Source organism: Archangium minus (assembly GCF_044360475.1).
GTDB lineage: Bacteria > Myxococcota > Myxococcia > Myxococcales > Myxococcaceae > Archangium > Archangium minus.
In genome coordinates, this window is record NZ_CP043494.1 from 3,005,553 (window position 1) to 3,023,428 (window position 17,876).

15 protein-coding genes and 1 pseudogene are annotated in these 17,876 nt (G+C 66.9%); 10 read left to right on the forward strand and 6 right to left on the reverse strand.

Going from position 1 to position 17,876, the window contains the following annotated elements:
* The first annotated feature begins 1 nt into the window (after position 1).
* The 8 genes from F0U60_RS12345 to F0U60_RS12380 all read left to right on the forward strand — a co-directional run bounded on the left by F0U60_RS12345 (position 2) and on the right by F0U60_RS12380 (position 10,217).
* On the forward strand, positions 2 to 1,618 hold the full coding sequence (locus F0U60_RS12345) for an acyl-CoA carboxylase subunit beta (protein ID WP_395818407.1): 1,617 nt from the start codon (positions 2 to 4) through the stop codon (positions 1,616 to 1,618).
* A gap of 11 nt (positions 1,619 to 1,629) precedes the next feature.
* The gene (locus tag F0U60_RS12350) at positions 1,630 to 3,642 is read left to right on the forward strand and encodes an acetyl/propionyl/methylcrotonyl-CoA carboxylase subunit alpha (RefSeq protein WP_395818409.1); all 2,013 of its coding nucleotides are present in this window, start codon (positions 1,630 to 1,632) and stop codon (positions 3,640 to 3,642) included.
* The gene (locus F0U60_RS12355) at positions 3,639 to 5,243 is read left to right on the forward strand and encodes an AMP-binding protein (RefSeq protein ID WP_395818411.1); all 1,605 of its coding nucleotides are present in this window, start codon (positions 3,639 to 3,641) and stop codon (positions 5,241 to 5,243) included. The genes F0U60_RS12350 and F0U60_RS12355 overlap by 4 nt, the downstream gene beginning before the upstream one ends.
* Positions 5,244 to 5,587: 344 nt before the next feature.
* Positions 5,588 to 7,159 carry a CocE/NonD family hydrolase gene (locus F0U60_RS12360; RefSeq protein WP_395818413.1) on the forward strand — a complete coding sequence of 524 codons (1,572 nt, stop codon included), beginning with the start codon at positions 5,588 to 5,590 and terminating at the stop codon, positions 7,157 to 7,159.
* A gap of 167 nt (positions 7,160 to 7,326) precedes the next feature.
* Entirely contained in the window at positions 7,327 to 7,605 is a 279-nt protein-coding gene (locus F0U60_RS12365; RefSeq protein WP_395825206.1) for a DUF4157 domain-containing protein, read from the forward strand.
* On the forward strand, positions 7,530 to 8,477 hold the full coding sequence (locus F0U60_RS12370; protein ID WP_395826048.1) for a hypothetical protein: 948 nt from the start codon (positions 7,530 to 7,532) through the stop codon (positions 8,475 to 8,477). The genes F0U60_RS12365 and F0U60_RS12370 overlap by 76 nt, the downstream gene beginning before the upstream one ends.
* A 231-nt stretch (positions 8,478 to 8,708) precedes the next feature.
* On the forward strand, positions 8,709 to 9,824 hold the full coding sequence (locus F0U60_RS12375) for a hypothetical protein (RefSeq protein ID WP_395818416.1): 1,116 nt from the start codon (positions 8,709 to 8,711) through the stop codon (positions 9,822 to 9,824).
* Positions 9,825 to 9,875: 51 nt separating this feature from the next.
* Entirely contained in the window at positions 9,876 to 10,217 is a 342-nt protein-coding gene (locus F0U60_RS12380; protein ID WP_395818419.1) for a hypothetical protein, read from the forward strand.
* A gap of 23 nt (positions 10,218 to 10,240) precedes the next feature.
* Here F0U60_RS12380 and F0U60_RS12385 read toward each other — a convergent pair whose 3' ends face one another.
* Together F0U60_RS12385 and gcvA are read right to left on the reverse strand one after the other, a co-directional pair.
* Positions 10,241 to 11,005 carry a hypothetical protein gene (locus F0U60_RS12385; protein ID WP_395818421.1) on the reverse strand — a complete coding sequence of 255 codons (765 nt, stop codon included), beginning with the start codon at positions 11,003 to 11,005 and terminating at the stop codon, positions 10,241 to 10,243.
* A 154-nt stretch (positions 11,006 to 11,159) separates the two neighbouring features.
* A complete protein-coding gene (gcvA, locus tag F0U60_RS12390) occupies positions 11,160 to 12,044 on the reverse strand; it encodes a transcriptional regulator GcvA (protein ID WP_395818424.1) in 885 nt (294 codons plus the stop codon).
* Between the two features lie 164 nt (positions 12,045 to 12,208).
* Here gcvA and F0U60_RS12395 point away from each other — a divergent pair, with 164 nt between their 5' ends.
* Positions 12,209 to 12,904: an FMN-dependent NADH-azoreductase gene (locus F0U60_RS12395; protein WP_395818426.1), complete on the forward strand. Its 696-nt coding sequence runs from the start codon at positions 12,209 to 12,211 to the stop codon at positions 12,902 to 12,904.
* 13 nt (positions 12,905 to 12,917) lie between these two features.
* Here F0U60_RS12395 and F0U60_RS12400 read toward each other — a convergent pair whose 3' ends face one another.
* Entirely contained in the window at positions 12,918 to 14,522 is a 1,605-nt protein-coding gene (locus F0U60_RS12400; RefSeq protein WP_395818429.1) for a PKD domain-containing protein, read from the reverse strand.
* Positions 14,523 to 14,799: 277 nt separating this feature from the next.
* On the reverse strand, positions 14,800 to 15,561 hold the full coding sequence (locus tag F0U60_RS12405; protein ID WP_395818432.1) for a hypothetical protein: 762 nt from the start codon (positions 15,559 to 15,561) through the stop codon (positions 14,800 to 14,802).
* Between the two features lie 116 nt (positions 15,562 to 15,677).
* On the opposite strand from F0U60_RS12405, the pseudogene F0U60_RS12410 reads away from it, so the two are divergent.
* A pseudogene (locus F0U60_RS12410) lies at positions 15,678 to 16,046 on the forward strand (SDR family NAD(P)-dependent oxidoreductase); the annotation flags it as partial.
* A gap of 138 nt (positions 16,047 to 16,184) precedes the next feature.
* Here the strand turns inward: F0U60_RS12410 and tnpC are convergent.
* Positions 16,185 to 17,405: an IS66 family transposase gene (gene tnpC / locus F0U60_RS12415; protein WP_395825209.1), complete on the reverse strand. Its 1,221-nt coding sequence runs from the start codon at positions 17,403 to 17,405 to the stop codon at positions 16,185 to 16,187.
* Entirely contained in the window at positions 17,315 to 17,854 is a 540-nt protein-coding gene (locus tag F0U60_RS12420; protein WP_395818434.1) for a transposase, read from the reverse strand. The genes tnpC and F0U60_RS12420 overlap by 91 nt, the downstream gene beginning before the upstream one ends.
* Between the last annotated feature and the right edge of the window lie 22 nt (positions 17,855 to 17,876).

Below are 17,876 nucleotides of genomic sequence, written 5' to 3' on the forward strand. Positions count from 1 at the left end.
CATGCCGACGCTCGTCTCCCGCATCGAACCGGCCTCCTCCGACTTCACCACGTACCGGAAGGAGATGCTCGCCCGCGTCGCCGAGCTGCGCGCCATCGAGCAGAAGTCGCGTGACACCGAGCAGCAGGCCCGCGAGAAGTTCCGGCAGCGCGGACAGCTCCTGCCGCGCGAGCGCCTGGCGCTGCTGCTCGATCGTGGCTCACCCTTCCTCGAGCTCTCGACGCTCTGCGGCTACAAGCACCACGACGACACCGACGGCTCGCTTGCCGGTGGCAACACCATCATCGGCATTGGCTTCGTCTCGGGTGTGCGCTGCCTTGTGTTCGTGAACAACTCCGCCGTGAAGGGCGGCACTGCGACGCCCTGGGGAGTCCAGAAGGCGCTGCGCGCGCAGGAGATCGCGCTCGAGAACCGGCTGCCCGTTGTGTCGCTCGTCGAGAGCGGCGGCGCGAACCTGCTCTACCAGCAGGAGATCTTCGTCCCCGGAGGGGAGACCTTCTACAACCAGGCGAAGCTCTCGGCGGCCGGCATCCCCCAGGTCACCGTTGTCCACGGCTCGAGCACCGCTGGCGGCGCGTACATTCCGGGGCTCTCCGACTACGTCGTCATGGTTCGCGGGAAGGCAAAGGTGTTCCTCGCTGGCCCGCCCCTCCTGCGCGCGGCCACGGGCGAGGTCGCCACGGACGAGGAGCTCGGCGGCGCTGAGATGCACGCCACCGTTGCTGGTACCGCTGACCATCTCGCCGAGGATGACGCAGATGGCATCCGCATCGCGCGAGAGATCGTCGCGTCGCTCGGGTGGAACGACGCATTGCCGCCGTCTGTGCGCTCCGCCTTTGAGCCGCCTCGCTACGCAGTGGAGGAGCTGTGTGGCGTCGTGCCCGTCGACTACCGGCGGCCCTACGACTGTCGCGAGGTGATTGCGCGGCTTGTGGATGGCTCGGACTTCACGCCCTTCAAGGATGACTATGACGCGCTCACCGTCTGTGGCTGGGCACGCCTCGAGGGCCGGTCGATTGGCATCATCGGTAACAACGGGCCCATCACGTCGAAGGGCGCGACGAAGGCGGGGCAGTTCATCCAGCTCTGCAGTCAGGCGCAGACGCCCATCGTCTACCTCCAGAACACCACCGGCTACATGGTGGGCACTCAGTCGGAGCAGGGTGGCATCGTGAAGCACGGCGCGAAGATGTTGCAGGCGGTGGCCAACGCGACCGTACCGCAGGTGACGATTCTGCTCGGTGGTGCCTTCGGCGCAGGCAACTACGGCATGTGCGGCCGCGCGTTCCATCCGCGCTTCATCTTCGCCTGGCCGAACGCGCGCACGGCGGTGATGGGCGGCGAGCAGGCGGCGAAGGTACTGACCATCGTCACCGCCGAGAAGGTCCGGCGCTCCGGAATGCCTGTCGACGAGGCGGTGCTGAACGAGATGGCGCGGCCGCTCGTTGAGCAGTTCGATCGCGAGTCGGATGCCTTCAACTGTAGCGCGCGGCTGTTCGACGACGGCGTCATTGACCCGCGGGACACGCGGCGGGTGCTCGGGTTCATCCTGGCCACGTGCGAGGAGGCCTCGCGCCGCACGCTCTCGTCCAACACCTTCGGCGTCGCTCGGCTGTAGCGAGGGGAACCATGAAGCGCATTCACAAAGTGCTGGTGGCGAACCGGGGTGAGATTGCCGTGCGCGTGCTGCGGACCTGCCGCCGCCTTGGCCTGCGCACGGTCGCCGTATTCTCCGACGCTGACAGGGACGCGCCTCATGTGCGGCTCGCCGATGAGGCGGTGCGTCTGGGACCGGCGCCAGCGAAGGAGTCGTACCTCTCCATCGAGCGGGTGCTCGCTGCGGCGGCGGCGTCCGGCGCCGACGCCATCCATCCGGGGTACGGCTTCCTCTCGGAGAACGAGGACTTCGCGCGCGCGTGCGCGGAGGCTGGCCTCGTGTTCATCGGGCCGCCGGCGGATGCCATCGAGTTGATGGGAAACAAGCGGCAGGCGAAGCTGCGCATGCAGGCTGCCGACGTGCCGTGCATCCCCGGCTACGAGGCGGCCCGCCCCGGCGAGTCGCTCGATGATGAGGCCCTGGTCCGAGAGGGCCAGCGCATGGGGTTCCCCCTCATGGTGAAGGCGGCAGCGGGCGGCGGCGGGCGTGGCATGCGCCTCGTCCGCGAGCCTGGCGCGCTGCTCGACGCCATCCGCTCCGCGCGCTCGGAGGCGACGAACGCCTTCGGCAGCGGCGAGCTCATTCTCGAGCGTGCGATTGAAGGCGCGCGTCACGTCGAGGTGCAGGTCTTTGCGGACGAGCACGGGAACGCGGTGCACCTCGGTGAGCGTGACTGCTCCATCCAGCGGCGGCACCAGAAGGTGGTCGAGGAGAGCCCATCCCCAGCCGTCACACCGGCGCTTCGCGAGCGCATGGGGGCCGTGGCGGTGCAGGCGGTCCGCGCCATCGGCTACCGCGGCGCGGGGACCATCGAGTTCCTCCTCGCGCCGAACGGCGACTTCTTCTTCATGGAGATGAACACGCGCCTGCAGGTCGAGCACCCGGTGACAGAGCTCGTGACGGGGCTTGACCTGGTCGAGTGGCAGTTGCGTGTTGCCGACGGCGAGCCGCTCCCGCTGACGCAGTCGGAGGTCTCCTTCCGCGGGCATGCCATCGAGGTGCGGCTGTGCGCGGAGGACCCGGCCAACGGGTTCCTTCCCCAAACGGGACGGCTCCTCGCGTGGGTGCCGCCGGCCGGCGAGGGCGTCCGCGTCGACCACGGCGTGCGCGAGGGCCAGGAGATCACCCCGTTCTACGACTCCATGCAGGCGAAGCTCATCGCGCACGGGCCGGACCGCGAGACGGCGCGCGAGCGGCTGGCCGCGGCGCTACGGGAGCTGACGGCGTTCGGCGTCACGACGAATGGCACCTTCCTCCAGCACGTCCTCGCGCACGAGGCGTTCCGCTCCGGCCGGTACGACACGGGCTTCGTTGCTACGCACATGCCCCCGGAGACGCTGCGTGCGCTCGGGCAGGCGTCCGCAGAGGACCAGGCCATCCTGGCTGCCTTGCTGTTCCACGACGACGCGGTGGCGCTCGCCCAGCGGGGAGGCTTCGACGTGACGCTCGTCGGCTGGAGCAGCTCCTACGCCTTGCCGGTGCCGGTCCTTCTGAGTGAGGGGGCATCGGAGTTCCGCGCATCGGTCCGCCCCATTGCGCCGGCGGAGTACGAGGTTCGCATGGGCGATACGTGTGTCGCGCTCTCCCTGCGCTCCATCGCCGCCGAGTGCGCCGAGGTCGAAGTGGCGGGAAGGCGCCGCGCGGTCCGGTACCGGCGCGCAGGTGGGAACTTGTGGTGCTCGCTCGACGGCGTCACGCGCCACCTCCGCGACGTCTCCTTCCGGCCCCCCTCCGAGCGCGAGCGCGCCAGCGACGGCCGTCTGCGCGCGCCGATGGACGGCCGCATCATCCGGGTGAGCGCCGAGGTCGGCGCGACCGTGAAGCGGGGCGACGTGCTGGTGGTGCTCGAAGCGATGAAGATGGAGTCGTCGCTCGTCGCGCCCATCGACGGCGTTGTCACGGCGGTGAACGTCACGGTCGGGGCGCAGGTGCCGGCACGCCACGTCGTCGCGGTCGTCTCGCCCGAAGGAAAGGACGCAGCATGAGTGAAGCGACCCAGGATGCGCAGTACAGGCGTATCAGCCGAGTCTCGCTGGGAGGCATCATCCACCGGTCGGCACTGCGCTGGCCGGACAAGACGGCGCTTGTCGACGGGGAGCTCGAGTTCTCCTATGCGGAGCTCGACCGGCGTTCGAACGCGTTCGCGCACTATCTGCTCGCGCAGGGCCTCTCCCGGGGCGCGCGCATCGCCATGCTCTGCGGCAACTCGGCGCAGATGGTCACTGCGTTCATCGGCATCTACAAGGCGGGTCTCGTCTGGGTGCCGATCAACACCGGCCTCGCTGTGGATGCCGTCCGCTACATCCTCGAGCATGCCGAGGCGACACACATCGTCATCGACGCCGAGCTCCTCGCGAAGCCGGAGCTGAGGGCGATGCTCGACGCGCTCGGCACTCGCATCATCGTCTGTGTCCCCGAGGGGCAAGTCGCGCCGGGTGGGAACACGACCGCCTTCCTCGACACGCTGAAGGACCAGCACGGCACCCTGCCGGAGGTGGACATCGAGAGCGGCCAGCTCGCTCAGATCATGTACACGAGTGGCACCACCGGCCAGCAGAAGGGGGTCATGCACTCGCACGCGTCGGTGCACGCGGCTCTCAGTGGAAACCTGTTCGAGCTCGGGCTGCGGCCGAGCGACTCGACCCTCTGCGTGCTCCCGATGTTCCACTGCGCGCAGCACGCCGTCTCGATGTCGTTCCTGCTCGCCGGCGCGACCGTCGTCGTGCGGCGCGCCTTCGAGCCGGGCGCGATGCTCGCGACCATCGAGCAGCGCGGCATCACGCTCCTGCTGGGCCTGCCGATCATGTACGGCGCGATGCTCGCGCACCCGGCGCGTCCGACGACGAAGTTGTCCAGCCTGCGCCTGTGCCTCTACGTCATGGCGCCGATGGCGCGCACGCTGCTCGTGGAGCTCATCGAGAAGTTCTGCCCGGGGGGCTTCGCGCTCGCGTCGGGGCAGACGGAGATGTACCCGGCGACGACCATGTTCAAGCCGGAGCAGCAGCTCAAGCGGTTCGGTTCGTACTGGGGCGAATCGGTCGTGACGAATGAGACGGCCATCATGGACGACGAGGGCCGGCTGCTCGGGCGCGGCGAAGTGGGAGAAATCGTCCACCGCGGGCCGAACGTGATGCTCGGCTACTACAAGGACCCAGAGGCGACCGCGCGGGCGCGCGCGTTCGGCTGGCACCACACCGGTGACCTCGGCATGTTCGACGCCGACGGCCAGCTCCTCTTTGTGGACCGCAAGAAGGACATGATCAAGACCGGCGGCGAGAACGTCCCGTCCATCAAGGTCGAGGAGATCCTCCTGCGGCACCCCGCGGTCCTGCAGGTCGCGGTCGTGGGTCTGCCGCACCCGCGCTGGTCCGAGGCCGTCACCGGCTTCGTTGTGCTCAAGCCTGGCGCCTCCGCGACCGAGGCTGAAATCATCGCGCATTGCCGCCAGCACCTCGGTGGGTTCGAGGTGCCGAAGTCCATCGTCCTGCTCGGGGCGATGCCGCAGACGACCACCGGCAAGGCGCAGAAGTTTGTGCTCCGGCAACAGTACGTGCGGCACTACGAGGACGTGAGCGGAGCGACGTAGCTCGAACTCCCTCGAATGTGTTCTCGCCAACGAGCAGCGCCCCAGTGCTGAGGCGCTGCTCGTTGAGCTTGAGGACGGGGACGTAGAGCGTCAGCGCTCCGTCCCGATAAGCACTTCGCCGCCGTTGTCGCGCAAGGCACATGGCGCCTCCCCTCCTTTGGGAGGGGGCGAAGCAGAGCCAACATCTCTAGGATTGCCATTTATCGCCGCGCTCCAATGCAGTCCAGGGTGAGCGCCTCGAAGATGGGGAGATGTCTATAAATTGATTGTCTAAAGATTAACATTTTAATCGCATTCAACTGTCAGTGTCGTGTCCGACCACCCCCCCCCTGCTGGAGGAGTGCATGTCCTGGCTGCGTGCAATCGTTGTATCCGCGGTTTTATCGCTGTGTGTTCTTGCCACTCCCGCGTACGCGTCCTCGTCCCTGCGTGTTGTCGACATCGCCACGCGTGATGGAGTGGCTCTCAAGAGCATCGTCTACACGCCGGATACGCCGGGGCGGTACCCGGCCATCATCTTCATCACCAGCTGGGCGATGCCCAACTTGGAGTACTTCGTGCAGGCGCAGCAGTTCGCCGATGCCGGGTACGTGGTGGTCTCGTACACCCCGCGAGGCTTCTACGCGTCGGGGGGCGCCATCGACACGGCGGGGCCCAAGGACATCGGCGACCTGACCGAAGTCATCAACTGGACGCTCGCCAATACCCCCGCGGAGCCGACTCGCATCGGTGCGGCGGGCGTCTCCTATGGCGCGGGGATGGCGCTGATTGGCTCGGCCTTCGATTCGCGCATCCGCGCCGTGGCCGCGTTGAGCGGCTGGACGGACCTCACGTACTCGCTGTTCTCGAACCAGACGCGCCATCTGCAGACCGCTGGGCTGCTGGCGCTCTCGGCGCAACTGACGGGGCGGCCGTCGGCGGAGCTGCAGCAAGCCCTCTCGAACTTCTTCGCCAACCAGAACGTGCCCGACGTCATCGCCTACGCCCAGGTGCGCAGCGCCGCGACGTACCTGGAGGCTATCAACGCGAACCGTCCCGCCATCCTCATTGCCAACGCGTACGGCGACAGCTTCTTCGGGCCGAATCAGCTCACCGACTTCTTCACCCGGCTGTCAGGTCCGAAGCGGCTGGAGCTCCGCCCGGGTGACCACGCCATCGCCGAGCTGACCGGCATCCTCGGCCTGCCCAATGACGCCTGGACGAGCACGCGTCGCTGGTTTGACCAGTACCTGCGTGGCGTGAACACGGGCATCGCCTCGGAGAACCCGGTTCAGCTCCAGCTCCGGGGCCAGGGCTCTTATGAGTCGTACCCGTCGTGGAGCACTGTCTCGACGAGCACCGCGCACTACAACCTGAGCGATGTGCACTGGTGGAGCAACGAGGGCGAGCTCGCGGCGGGCTCGCAGACGGACTGGAGCGCAACGATTGTCGCGGGCGAGGACACCGTCGCCAACGGAGGACTGGTGCTGCTGACGAACGGCGCGGAGGCCATCACGGGTGAACCCGCAACGGCGTGGATTCCGGCGGTGGACCGGTCCAACGCGGGCGTCTGGCAATCGGACTGGCTGACGAGCCCGCAGCGCGTGCGCGGGGCCGCGCACCTGCGCCTGACCGTCACTCCGGGCAACTCCGGGCCGACGACAGTCATCGCCTACCTCTATGACACGGAGTGGGGAGGGAAGGGGAGCCTCGTCACGCACGTCGCGGTCACGCTCCGAGACTCCGTCGCAGGCCAGCCCCATACCGTGGACGTGGACTTCCCGGCGACTGCCTATGACATTCCAAGCGGCCATCGCCTCTCGCTCGTCATCGACACCGTCGATCCACTCTACGCAGACAAGGCGCCGCGCTTCTCCACGGTGAAGTTCTCCTCGTCGGCGAGCAGCCCGTCCTATGTGTCCCTGCCGTTGAAGTGAAACGAGGCACGCTAGAAGTGAGCACTCCAGGCCGGGGAGGTCCGTTCCACCAGGTGCACCTCCCCGGGCGAGGTGTACGCGGTCAGACGTCGACCTTTGCTGCCAGGCGCAACGTCCCTCCGTCCTCCGAATCACGCCGGGACACGCTCCCGCCCATTGTCGGCGAGGTGCTCCGCTCCGAGGGCCGCCCGCTCGACTCCTCGCTACGGGCCGATTTCGAGCCGCGCTTCGGGCACGACTTCAGCCGCGTGCGCGTGCACGCCGATGGAATCGCGGACGCCTCGGCGCGCGCGGTGGATGCCCGTGCCTACACGGTGGGACGCGACATCGTCTTCAGGTCGGGGACCAGCTCGGCTCCTACCTGCAGAACGTGCGGGGCCATGTTCGGCCGGGCGGGCTGCGGGGCAACGCGATGTACTACCAGGCGAAGCAGGACCAGGGAGTGACGGGGGCCTTCCTCAAGCGTCCGACCAGCCCGGCCGACCTGCCCGTGGGCGCAAGCATCTACTGGATAAAGTGGTCCGACCTGTCCATGGAGCCGGAGTACATGAAGCTATGGACGGCCTTCAAGAAGCTGGAGGGCCGGGTGAAGACTCTCAAGAAGAACAAGGAGGAGGCGGAGCAGGAGAGAGACCAGAAGAGGCCGAAGTCGGACGCCTACGTGCTCAGCGAGACGAAGAGGACCCGTCTCAGCCAGCGCATCACCGGGCAGCAGCAGGAACTCGACAAGCTCCAGGTCCAGCTGGAGGACGCCAAGAAGGTGCTCGAAGGGATACGAGCCTTCAAGCCCGAGGTGGGCAAGCTGCCGGACATCTCCAACATGGTCTCTCCGATGGGGCCCGCAGGCGGTCCGCTGCGCTTCGAGGACATCGCCACCACGGGGCTCGGTGAGGACGCTGAGGAACGCAAGCACCCGTGGACCTACAAGACGCAGGTCCAGGTCATCGGCAAGCGCCGTGTCACCACCATCATGCGGGCCATGTTGAACCCCTATGACTGCCGCAATGGCGGGTGCACCCTCGAGTTCTCGACCACGCCCAATCCCAAGGTGGTCAAGCAGTGGCTGACCTTCGAGCATGAGGCGACGGTCATGTACTCCGACGAGAAGGTTACCTTCACCTTCGACACCTCGACCGCGTTCGCGGGCAAGCACGTGGCGGCCCTGGGCGCGAGGAAGCGGCTCACGGCCGAGCTGCTGAACAACCCGAAGGTCTTCGTGGGCTTCGCTCCGGGGGGGAAGCCGACGGTGCCCGTCGACCCGTACTTGAAAGACTATCTGGACAAGCTGGACGAGAAGTCAGGCCAGTCCACGGAGTGAGCGCCAGCGGGTGACGGGCTCCGAGGCTCGCGTGTCCCCGACGGGATTCGAACCCGTGCTGTTAGGGCTGGGGCCTGGTGACAGCAGTCACCACCCTTGGCCGGGGGCTGGTGACAACAGTCACCATCTTACCCGGCAAAGGGGGCGGCCCCCAGAGGGAGCGCTGTCCCTCCTGGGCCTGGCACACCCGGTGCATTCAGGGGTCGCAGGCACTGTTCTCCAGAGGCGCACATGTTCAAAGCCAAGTTCCCCTCCTTCAAGCTTCCGTCCTCGCCGATGCGCTCTCCTTCCCCTGGACCCAGCCAGCGGCCCGGACCGGATGTGCCGAGCAGGCCCCAGGGGACGCCGCGGGGTCCCCCCCTCCAGGATGCCTTTGATCAGCAGCCTCGGGGCACGCCGAGAGGGGGCCCGAGCACTTCCAATCCGTCCTTCTGGTCCAGGATGTCTCCGGGGGGCCTGTTCGGCTCATCCCCCACGAAGCAGCAGATCAAGCAGGATGTCACCACCCTGCAGAACACGCCGGGTGGCTTTATCAAACCCAACTCCCTCTACCACTCCACCTCGTCGGCCGCGTGGGATGGAATGAGCAAGACGGGAGGACTGGCTCCCCCCACGATGCTCAGCCAGCACGGCATCATTCGCAAGACGGGCGAGGGAGACCAGTACAGCGCGCAGGCGGGCGAGAAGAACTTCATCAGCTTTGGTCAGGGAGCACAGGGCCTGGGCACGTCCCGCGCTTATTTCAAGCAGACGGCGAACTCGGCCAGCTACAGCCCCCACCTTTACTCGGATGCCCAGCTCAAGGCCGAGATCGATCAGTCGAAGAAGCTGCTCTCCAACTGGAATGCCCCCGAGGGCAAGGCGTATGGCGACCTGGTGGACAAGCCTCGAGTGCAGGCACGTCTGCGGCAGCTGGAGGCGGAACAGAGCCTGCGCACGAACATGCCCGGGCGGGAGACGCCCTACCCCTTGATGTTCGACTTCAATGGCGACAAGTTGAACGCCAAGCCCATGGGTATGGGGCCGGGAGAGGTCGCCGTGCACGGTCCCGCCATGTTCAAGGACAACCTCCAGCGCGTGTTCGTCCCGGCGGACAGGGTCGCTGACATGCAGTCCCGCCTGAACACGACGTTGGGCCCCGGCCACTCCGTGCAGGTGCTCTCCTTCGAGGGCCAGACCAAGTTCCTCGAGCAGCAGCGGCAGTCCCTGGGACGCACTCCCAACAATCCGGCCCACCTCGCCCTGCGGGCCGATGAGAACGTCTCGAGCAACCTCAGCGCCAATGAGGACAAGCGCAAGTTCTTCTACGACATGGCCGGGAGCGACATGGGCGTGCCGACCATTTAGTAGTGCCCCCCGCTCCACGCCTTCCTCTTTCCTTCTTTAGGAGACTTCTCCATGTCCACCCTTCTCGCCATTCCCAAAGCCAGTGAGTTCTACCCACAGGGCGCGCCCTCGGAGATCAGCGTGGCGCCAGGCGGCACGCTCCAGGTGAAGTGCGACGACGACGTCCTCTATGACTGGGTGACGAACCTGCTGGCCGAGCGCCTGTTCGTGCAGGGCCAGGGGTTCAGCAGGTTGAAGCGCGACGCCCGCGGCCAGCTCACACGGGATCCGGAAACGCACAAGTTCCAGATCGAGGGCTACGTGGACCTGGCCCAGCCCGCTCGGGAGATCCTCGGGGCCATCCGCGACAACCTGGAGGCGACCGAGCAGTTCGAGCTGTCCTGGAAGGATTGACCGGCGCGTTCGTCCTAATCCCTCTAATCGTCTGACTCCCTTCCAGGCCTCGGTAGGGAGAACTCGCCAAGGGCTCGAATGCCCTCGTCCGAGACCAGGAGAACCTCGTTGGTCAGCGAGTACCCGGAGCCCAGGTACTCGCGCACCAGCTCCGCCCAGAGCAGGCTCGGCATCTCGGTGTCGCTCGCGCGCGAGGCATGGAAGGAGTCCCGGCACGGAATCACTATGAGCACCGGCCAGCCGAGAGCGGCCTCCATCGCCGCCCGGAAGCTGGGCCCGAGCAGCAATGAGGCCTTGAAGGCCGAGTGCGTGCGCAGCATCGCGAGCGGCACTCGCGCGACCTTCTTGACCTCCACGGGAGTGCGCTCCTGCAACGCCGCCATGTTCTCCCGCGCGGCCGCATGCAGCTCCGACTCGCCCACGCCCCACCGTGCCAGCGCTTCGCGGGTCAGCCAGTGAAGGGTGTGCTCGTCCTCGGGCGTGTAGACGAGGAGACGGGACAGCTTGGGTGTGAAGGGGTCAGCCAACACATCTGGGTGACCCACCACGAGCTCTGATTTCTCGGCGCAGTACCGGATGCCCGCACGAGCCTCCTCCCACTCTGGTAGGGGCAGCCGGGTGGCGAGCAGCTCATCGATGAAGCCGTCAATGGCTTCGTCGACGTCGGCGGCGTCGCGCTCGTAGTTGCGGAGCAGGCGGTCGAGCGACACGATGCGATCGCTCCCGTTCACCAGGATCGCCCAGATTCCCTCCGCCCTCCGCTTTCGCAGCACGAGCCCCCGTTCCATCGCTCTCCCGACGAAACGTACTTCCTGTTCGTTCCTGTTCATCCGTGTCCCGTTTGCGGAGAGACATCAGAACACATAACGGATGAGCAACGTAGACGCTAGCGCGCCACTGTAGACTTCCGTGGAGCTGGGCGTCCTGCCGTGCGGCCGGGGCTCAAGGCTGGGCCGCGGCGCTCCGGAGCCAGGCGCGAAGGGCTGAGATCTCCGGGCGCGTCCGTGCCTCCGCGGGATGGACGAGGTGGTAGCGGTAGCCCTCGAGCACTGGCCCAAAGGGTTGAACGAGGGCCCCGCTCCTCAACTCGTCATCGACGAGTCGCAGGCTCAGGAGTGCGATGCCCTGTCCCGAGAGCGCCGCCTGGATCGCGTGGCTCTCGTCGGTAAAGGTCGTCCCGCCCGTGGCGTCAATGCCTCGCAGCGCGGCGCGCTCGAGCCACAAGCGCCACGTCGGCGTGTCGCGATCGACGCGCCGCCACTCGAAATGCAGCAGGGAGCGGCTGCGCAGGTCCTCCTTGCGTCTCATCCCGAGCCGGGGGCTGCAGACGGGGGCGAAGCGATCGGAGAACAGCTCCTCGGTGACGAGCCCGGGATAGGGTCCTCGCCCGTACCGGATCGCCGCGTCGGCGACGCCGGAGCGGAAGTCGACGGGCTCGTCCGAGGCGTGCAAGCGCAGGTCGATGCCGGGGTTGGCTTCGCGGAAGGCCGCGATCCGGGGCACCAGCCACCGGGCCGTGAAGGCGGTTGTTGCTGAGACCGTGACCACCTGGCGGGACGGGCGAGCGGTGAGCGCGTCCAGCACCTTCGCGAACGCGTCGAAGCCGTCACGGAGCACCGGGTAGAGCAGTTGCCCCTCGGGGGTGATGAGGACCTGCCGGGTGCGCCGCTCGAACAGCCGGACTCCGAGCTGCTCCTCGAGTTGCCGGATCTGATGGCTGATGGCGGTCGGGGTCACGCACAGCTCCTCGGCGGCCCGCTTGAAGCTGAGGTGGCGGGCCGCGGCTTCGAAGGCCCGGAGCGCGGAGAGTGGAGGCAGCTGTCTCATGGTCGTGGATGGATGAATTCCATTCAGCCATCGGCTGAGAAAGACACGTTTGTCACGGAACGTGCCCGGACGCATCTTCTTCCTCGACGCAGGGCTGCCGCAGCGAGAGAGCGAACACGCGCGGGATGGCCCGGGAAGGCTCATGGAGCAGGGGAGACAAGACAATGGCTGAGCTGCTGCATATCGACTCGAGTGCCCGTCCAGGCGGGTCCGACGTTACCCGTCATGGCTCGCATACCCGCCGTCTGACGGCTCGGTTCGTGGCGCGCTGGCGTGCCGCCCGCCCACGGGATGGAGTCATCTACCGGGATGTCGGGCTGAATCCGCCCACGCCGGTGACGGGCCGGTGGATCCACTCCGCCTTCACGAAGCCCGCCTTGCGCGAGCCCTGGATGCGCGAGACGCTCGCGGAGAGCGATGCGTTGGTGGACGAGCTGCTCGCCGCGGATGTGATCGTCGCCGGCGTGCCGATGTACAACTTTGGCGTCCCCGCGCAATTCAAGGCCTATATCGACAACATCGTCCGTGTGGGTCGCACGTTTGGCTTCGACCGCACACGGCAGGGTGACCCGTACTGGCCCCTGCTCGCGGAGACGAACAAGACGCTCGTGGTGCTGAGCTCGCGCGGCGACTTCGGTTATGGAAAGGGGCAGCGAATCGAGCACATGAACCACGTGGAGCCGAGCATCCGGAGCGCCTTTGGATACATCGGCATCACCCATGTGGAGTCGGTGGCGATCGAGTACGACGAGTTCGCTGATGAGCGGCTCGCGGCGTCGATCGCCCGAGCGGAAGCCGAGGTGGATGCCCTCGTCGACCGTCTGCTCGAGCCGCGCCTCTCCACGGCTCGAACCGCTTGAGCGCCCCTGGGGGTCAGCGCACCTCGAATTCGTAGATGCGCGTCGCCGGGTCGCCGTTCTGGGTCGGGGTGGTCACGTTGAGCTTGATGTAGCGCGCCGAGGTGGGGCTGATCGCGTGGGTCGAGGTGTTGGCGGTGTTGTTGGTCACCGTCACCGGGGTGCTCCAGCTGGTGCCGTTGCTGGAGGTCTGGATGGTGAAGGCCCTGGTGTTCCAGGTGCTCGATTCACCGCCCGCGCCGGCATGCTTGACCACGAAGCTGCTGACCGTCTGCACCGAGCCGAGATCGACCTGCAGCCAGGACGAAGAGGTCAACGAGCAGAACTTGTCGGTGTTGCCGCCGGAGACGCTGCCGTTGACTGCCTTGGCCGGCGTTTCGCTGCTGTTGCAGGCGGTGGAGCCGGTCGCCGGTTTGTTGAGCGCCAGGTTGACGTTGCCGGCGCCGACCGAGACGGTCTGGGTCTTGGTGTGGCTGGCACCGTTGTTGTCGGTCACGGTCAGGCTGACGTCGTAGTTACCTGCGCTGGCGTAGACATGGCTGGGGTTGGTCACGGTCGAGCCGCTGCCGTCGCCGAAATTCCAGCTGCGCGAGGCGATGCTGCCGTCGCTGTCGCTGGAGGAGTCGCTGAAGCTCGCGATCAGTCCGCTCACGGTGACGCCGAAATTGGCCACCGGCGGGGTGTTTCCGCTGACTGCGGTGTTGATGGCCGCCGCGTACTGCGCGGTCGTGCCCTGCGACCAGCACTTCTGGATATCGTCATACAGCCACATGAAGCCGCCGCCGATGCCGGCGGTGGCCTTCCAGTTGCTCATCTTGCTCTGCACCGTGGCCGGACTGTCGCCGCTGCCGCAGCCGGTGCCGTGGCGCGACCACAGGCCCGGGTCGACGGTCATTCCCATCGCGGTGTTCCAGCTCGCCGGATTGTTGCCGGCGCCGCCGTCGTACACCTGCAGGTAGATGGTGTCGACCGCGCTGCCGAGGTTGTTCTTGAGGTTCCTCCAGAAGGTCTGATTGGTGTAGGGCGCGAAGGTGATCTTGTAACCCTGGCCAATCAGCATCTGCCCGAACTGGGTGGTCGGGGCGAGGTCGTAGGCGCTCTCGTCGTCGAAGTTGACCGCGTCGGCGCCCGTGGCGGCCTTCAGCGCCTGGAAGTTGCGGTACAGGATGCTGTTGCTACCGGTGCCGCAGACGAGGGTGCTGCCGCAGCCGGCGGCGGTGCCGTTGACCAGCCTGGCCATGCGCTCGAAATCCGGAACGCTCCAGGCGCCGATCGACACCTCGATGCGATTGACCGAGGTCGGTGCGGTCTTGAGCGTGGCCAGCCGCGTCGGCCAGGCCGGGTCGCCGATGTAGGCGCCGTTCTTGACCACCGGGATGTCGTTGTAGACCAGGTCTCCGTTGTCCTCGATGTGGAAGCTCCACAGGATGACGGTGGTGAAGCCCGAGTTGCGCAGGTCGTCCATCACCGCGGTGCCACCGGAATAGAACGGGCCGCCGCCGTAGACCGCCGAATCGGCATGGGCCGCCGGCGCGATCGCTGTCAGGGCGAGGGCGGCGAGCGCTGGCCAGGCTTGGAGGGCGGGACGGAGGCGGGACGAGAGTGGCTTCGACTTCGGCATGGTGCGCTCCCCTGTAATGAGCGTCGTGGACGCGATGGCATCGGTGACGGGCCACAACATTGCGAGCGCCGGAATCGGAGTGTCAACAGGTCGATCGATTTAAGCAGGAAAATAATGTTTTACCTGGCGCCGGTTGGATTTTTCGGCGCTCCCCGTCATGTTCAGACGGGTAAGGAGGTTGTCGTTCTGCTTGAAGGGCGGCCCGGCCTCCAGACCGTGTCACGGAGGATGTCCCCCATGCCACGATCCGGAGCCGGGCCCACCCCTCATTCAGGCATCAACCGATGCAGAAGAACACACCGTCGGGGAACCTGGCCAGCGTGCCATCGGGAACCACGTAGTGGTTGGCCCAGTCATAGCTGGAGGGGTTCACAATGAGAGTTTTCTCGGCGATATTGTTGATGAGATAGATGAGCCCGCTGGAGCGCTCGCGGAGGCGGGACCCGCACGAGGGAGCGTCATCCATCGTGGCCGCGGAGCCATCTGGGATCACCTGCACGTTATCCCACCCCCCGTAATACTCCACATCCGCGGAGGTGGGGACCCAGAACTTGCCGTTTCCGAAAATGACATAGACTGGAGCGCCAGAACGCTCGCGAACCATCGTTCCATCCCGCGCGAAGTAGAGCGGGAAGGCATGGAGGGACTTCCAGGGAATGATGCGCACGCCGCTGGTCCCGCCGAAATGCTCGAGCTCATTCATGTCCGGGATGCCCCACGCCCGGCCACCCACGACGACGTAGATCGAAGCATCGCCCCGCTGCTGCAGCGTTGTTCCATCCCGGGGGATCGTGGTGATGGCGGCGATGACGCTTGGCGCGACGGTGAAGGTGAAGAACGGGTTTTTGAAGTAAGGCACCTCATCGACAGAGATCATGAACCTGGCACCGCCCTGGATGAGCCAGCGGCCGTTGGTACTGGAGTCGATCAGGACGCTCCCATTGGGAAAGGGCGCGTAATCGGCAGCAAGGGCCGGGGTGCTACCCAGTAGGACCAGGGCGACCGCGACGAGCGCGCCCTTGACGAATTGGAAATTCATACACACTCCCATGAAATCAGTGAAACCGCACACAAATCCCCCATGTGCGGTCTGGCACCCTCGCTAACAGGGGGGGAGTGACGGGGCCGTGACGGGTGTGGTGTAGGCTCGCCGCCATGAACATCGTCATCACAGGAGCCAACCGCGGTATCGGCCTCGAGCTCGTGCGCCAGTACCTCGCCCGGGGCGATTCCATTCACGCGGGAGTCCGGACGCCCGAGCGCGCGGGAGAGCTCGCCGCCCTCGCGGAGTCTTCCAGGGGCAGGCTGCGGATCACCGCCTGTGACGTGGCACTCGAGACGAGCGTGCGAGCGTTCGCGGCCTCGGTGTCCGAGCCCGTGGAGCTGCTCATCAACAACGCCGGTGTGAGGAGCCGGGAGCGGGCGGATGGTGTCGAGGAGCTGGATCTGTCCGACGCGACCCGCACCTTCGAGGTGAACGCGCTCGGTCCGCTGCGGGTCACCGGCGCGCTGCTGCCCCTGCTCCGCCGCTCCCGGGGCGCGAAGATCGCCAACATCAGCTCGGGGCTGGGCGTATCCACTCGGCAGAGCGGTGCAGGGGGGCGGCGCAGATGTGATAACGGGTGCGCCGCCCGCCGGTCTGCCGACGGGGATGGGCGGTGCTCAGGTCGCGGCAGAAGAGGTGGAGGGCGTCTGCGAGGCAGCCGCGCGCGCGGCCTTCCACATGGGCGGCAGCAGTTCCTCGAGACGGCGCTGCGGCCAGCCCTGGGCGAGCTTCTCCAGCACGTCAGCCAGGTACGCCCACGGCTCCACCCCGGCCAGCACGCACGTGGCCACCAGCGTGTACACGCACGCGGCGCGCTCGGCTCCCGCGTCGCTGCCGGCGAAAAGGTAGTTCTTCCTGCCGACGGCAATCTCCCGCAGCCGCAGCTCCGAGGCGTTGTTGTGCAGCGGCAGGCGCGCGTCCTCCATGAAGCGCGTCAGCGACTTCCACTGGTTGATGGCGTAGCGGCACGCCCGTGCCAGCGGACTCTTCGGCGGCTCCCGGTTGTAGACTTCGGCCATCCAGCGCCCCAGTTGCTCCGTGACAGCGCGTGAGAGCGTGTCACGCCTGCGCAGCCGCTCGGTCTCCTCCACCTGCTGCTCGTCGGCTTCGCGCTCCACCTCGAAGAGCCGGCCGATGAGAGAGAGCGGCAGCGCCGCTCGTGTGTCACCGGCGTCCAAGGCCTCGACGAAGTAGCGACGGGCATGGCTCCAGCACCCCACCTCCACCGCGGTGGCGCCCTGGCGGGTAAACAGCTTGTCGTAGCCCTTGTACCCGTCCACCAGCAGCCAGCCCTCACGCTTGTCCAGGAAGGACAGGGGCCCTTCTTCCTTCCAGTCCGGCGTGTAGACGAAGGCCGCCCAGGTGGTGTCCCCCAAGTACACCCACATGTGCCCGCGCTTGAGTCCGTTGGGGTGCTCTCTGTCGAGCACCTTCAGGTGCGTATCGTCGCTCTGCAGCACGTGCGAGGCCAGCGCCCGTTGGGCCACCTCCCGGGCCAGCGGCTGGAGGGTGTCGGCGCCCGCGGCCACCCAGTCCGAGAGCGTCGAGGTACGCAGCTGCACGCCATGGCGCGCGTAGATGCCGCTCAGCCGGTGCAGCGGCAGGTGGTCCTTGAATTTGGAGACGAGGACGTGGGCCACCAGGCCCGGTCCGGGCAATCCCCCCTCAATCACCCTGTCGGCGGGAGGCGCCACCACCAGCCCGTCACCACACGGCCGGCAGGCGTACTTGGGCCGTACCTCCTCAATCACCTTGAAGTGGCCAGGCACCCACTCCAATGTCTCACTCTTCTCCTGGCCACAGCACGTCTTGTCCCGCCCGCATGCCTCGCACCGCAGCGCCTCGGCGGGGGCTGGTGGACGCGCTGCTCGCGCGGCAGGCTGGAGGGCAGCGGGCGGCGCCCGTGCCCCTTGCGCTCCTTCTTTCGCGATTCCTTGTGGGGTGGCTTGGAGGGCGGCGTGGAGCCCGCCGCGACGCCTGCGTCCCCGGCCTGGGGCGGCGCCGCCTCTTGGGCCCCGGCGTTCTGCTGGCCCAGTTGCTCCAGGAACAGCGACAGTTGCTCGGCGGAGAGCTTCTCGCTTTGGCGGCCAAACCGCTGGCGCAGCGCCTTGCGCAGCCGCAACTCCAACTCGGTGTTCTTCTCCACCAATTGCGAGAGCAGGCCCACCACCAGCTCAATCACCTGCTCGTCCTGGCCCTCGGCCAGCAGCGTGCGCAGCAGCGCCGCCACGCCGTGTACGTCCGTCGTCTTCTTGCCGGGAGCCGCGCCGCTCATGTCCCGGGACATGAGCCATGACCCGGACCCAGGA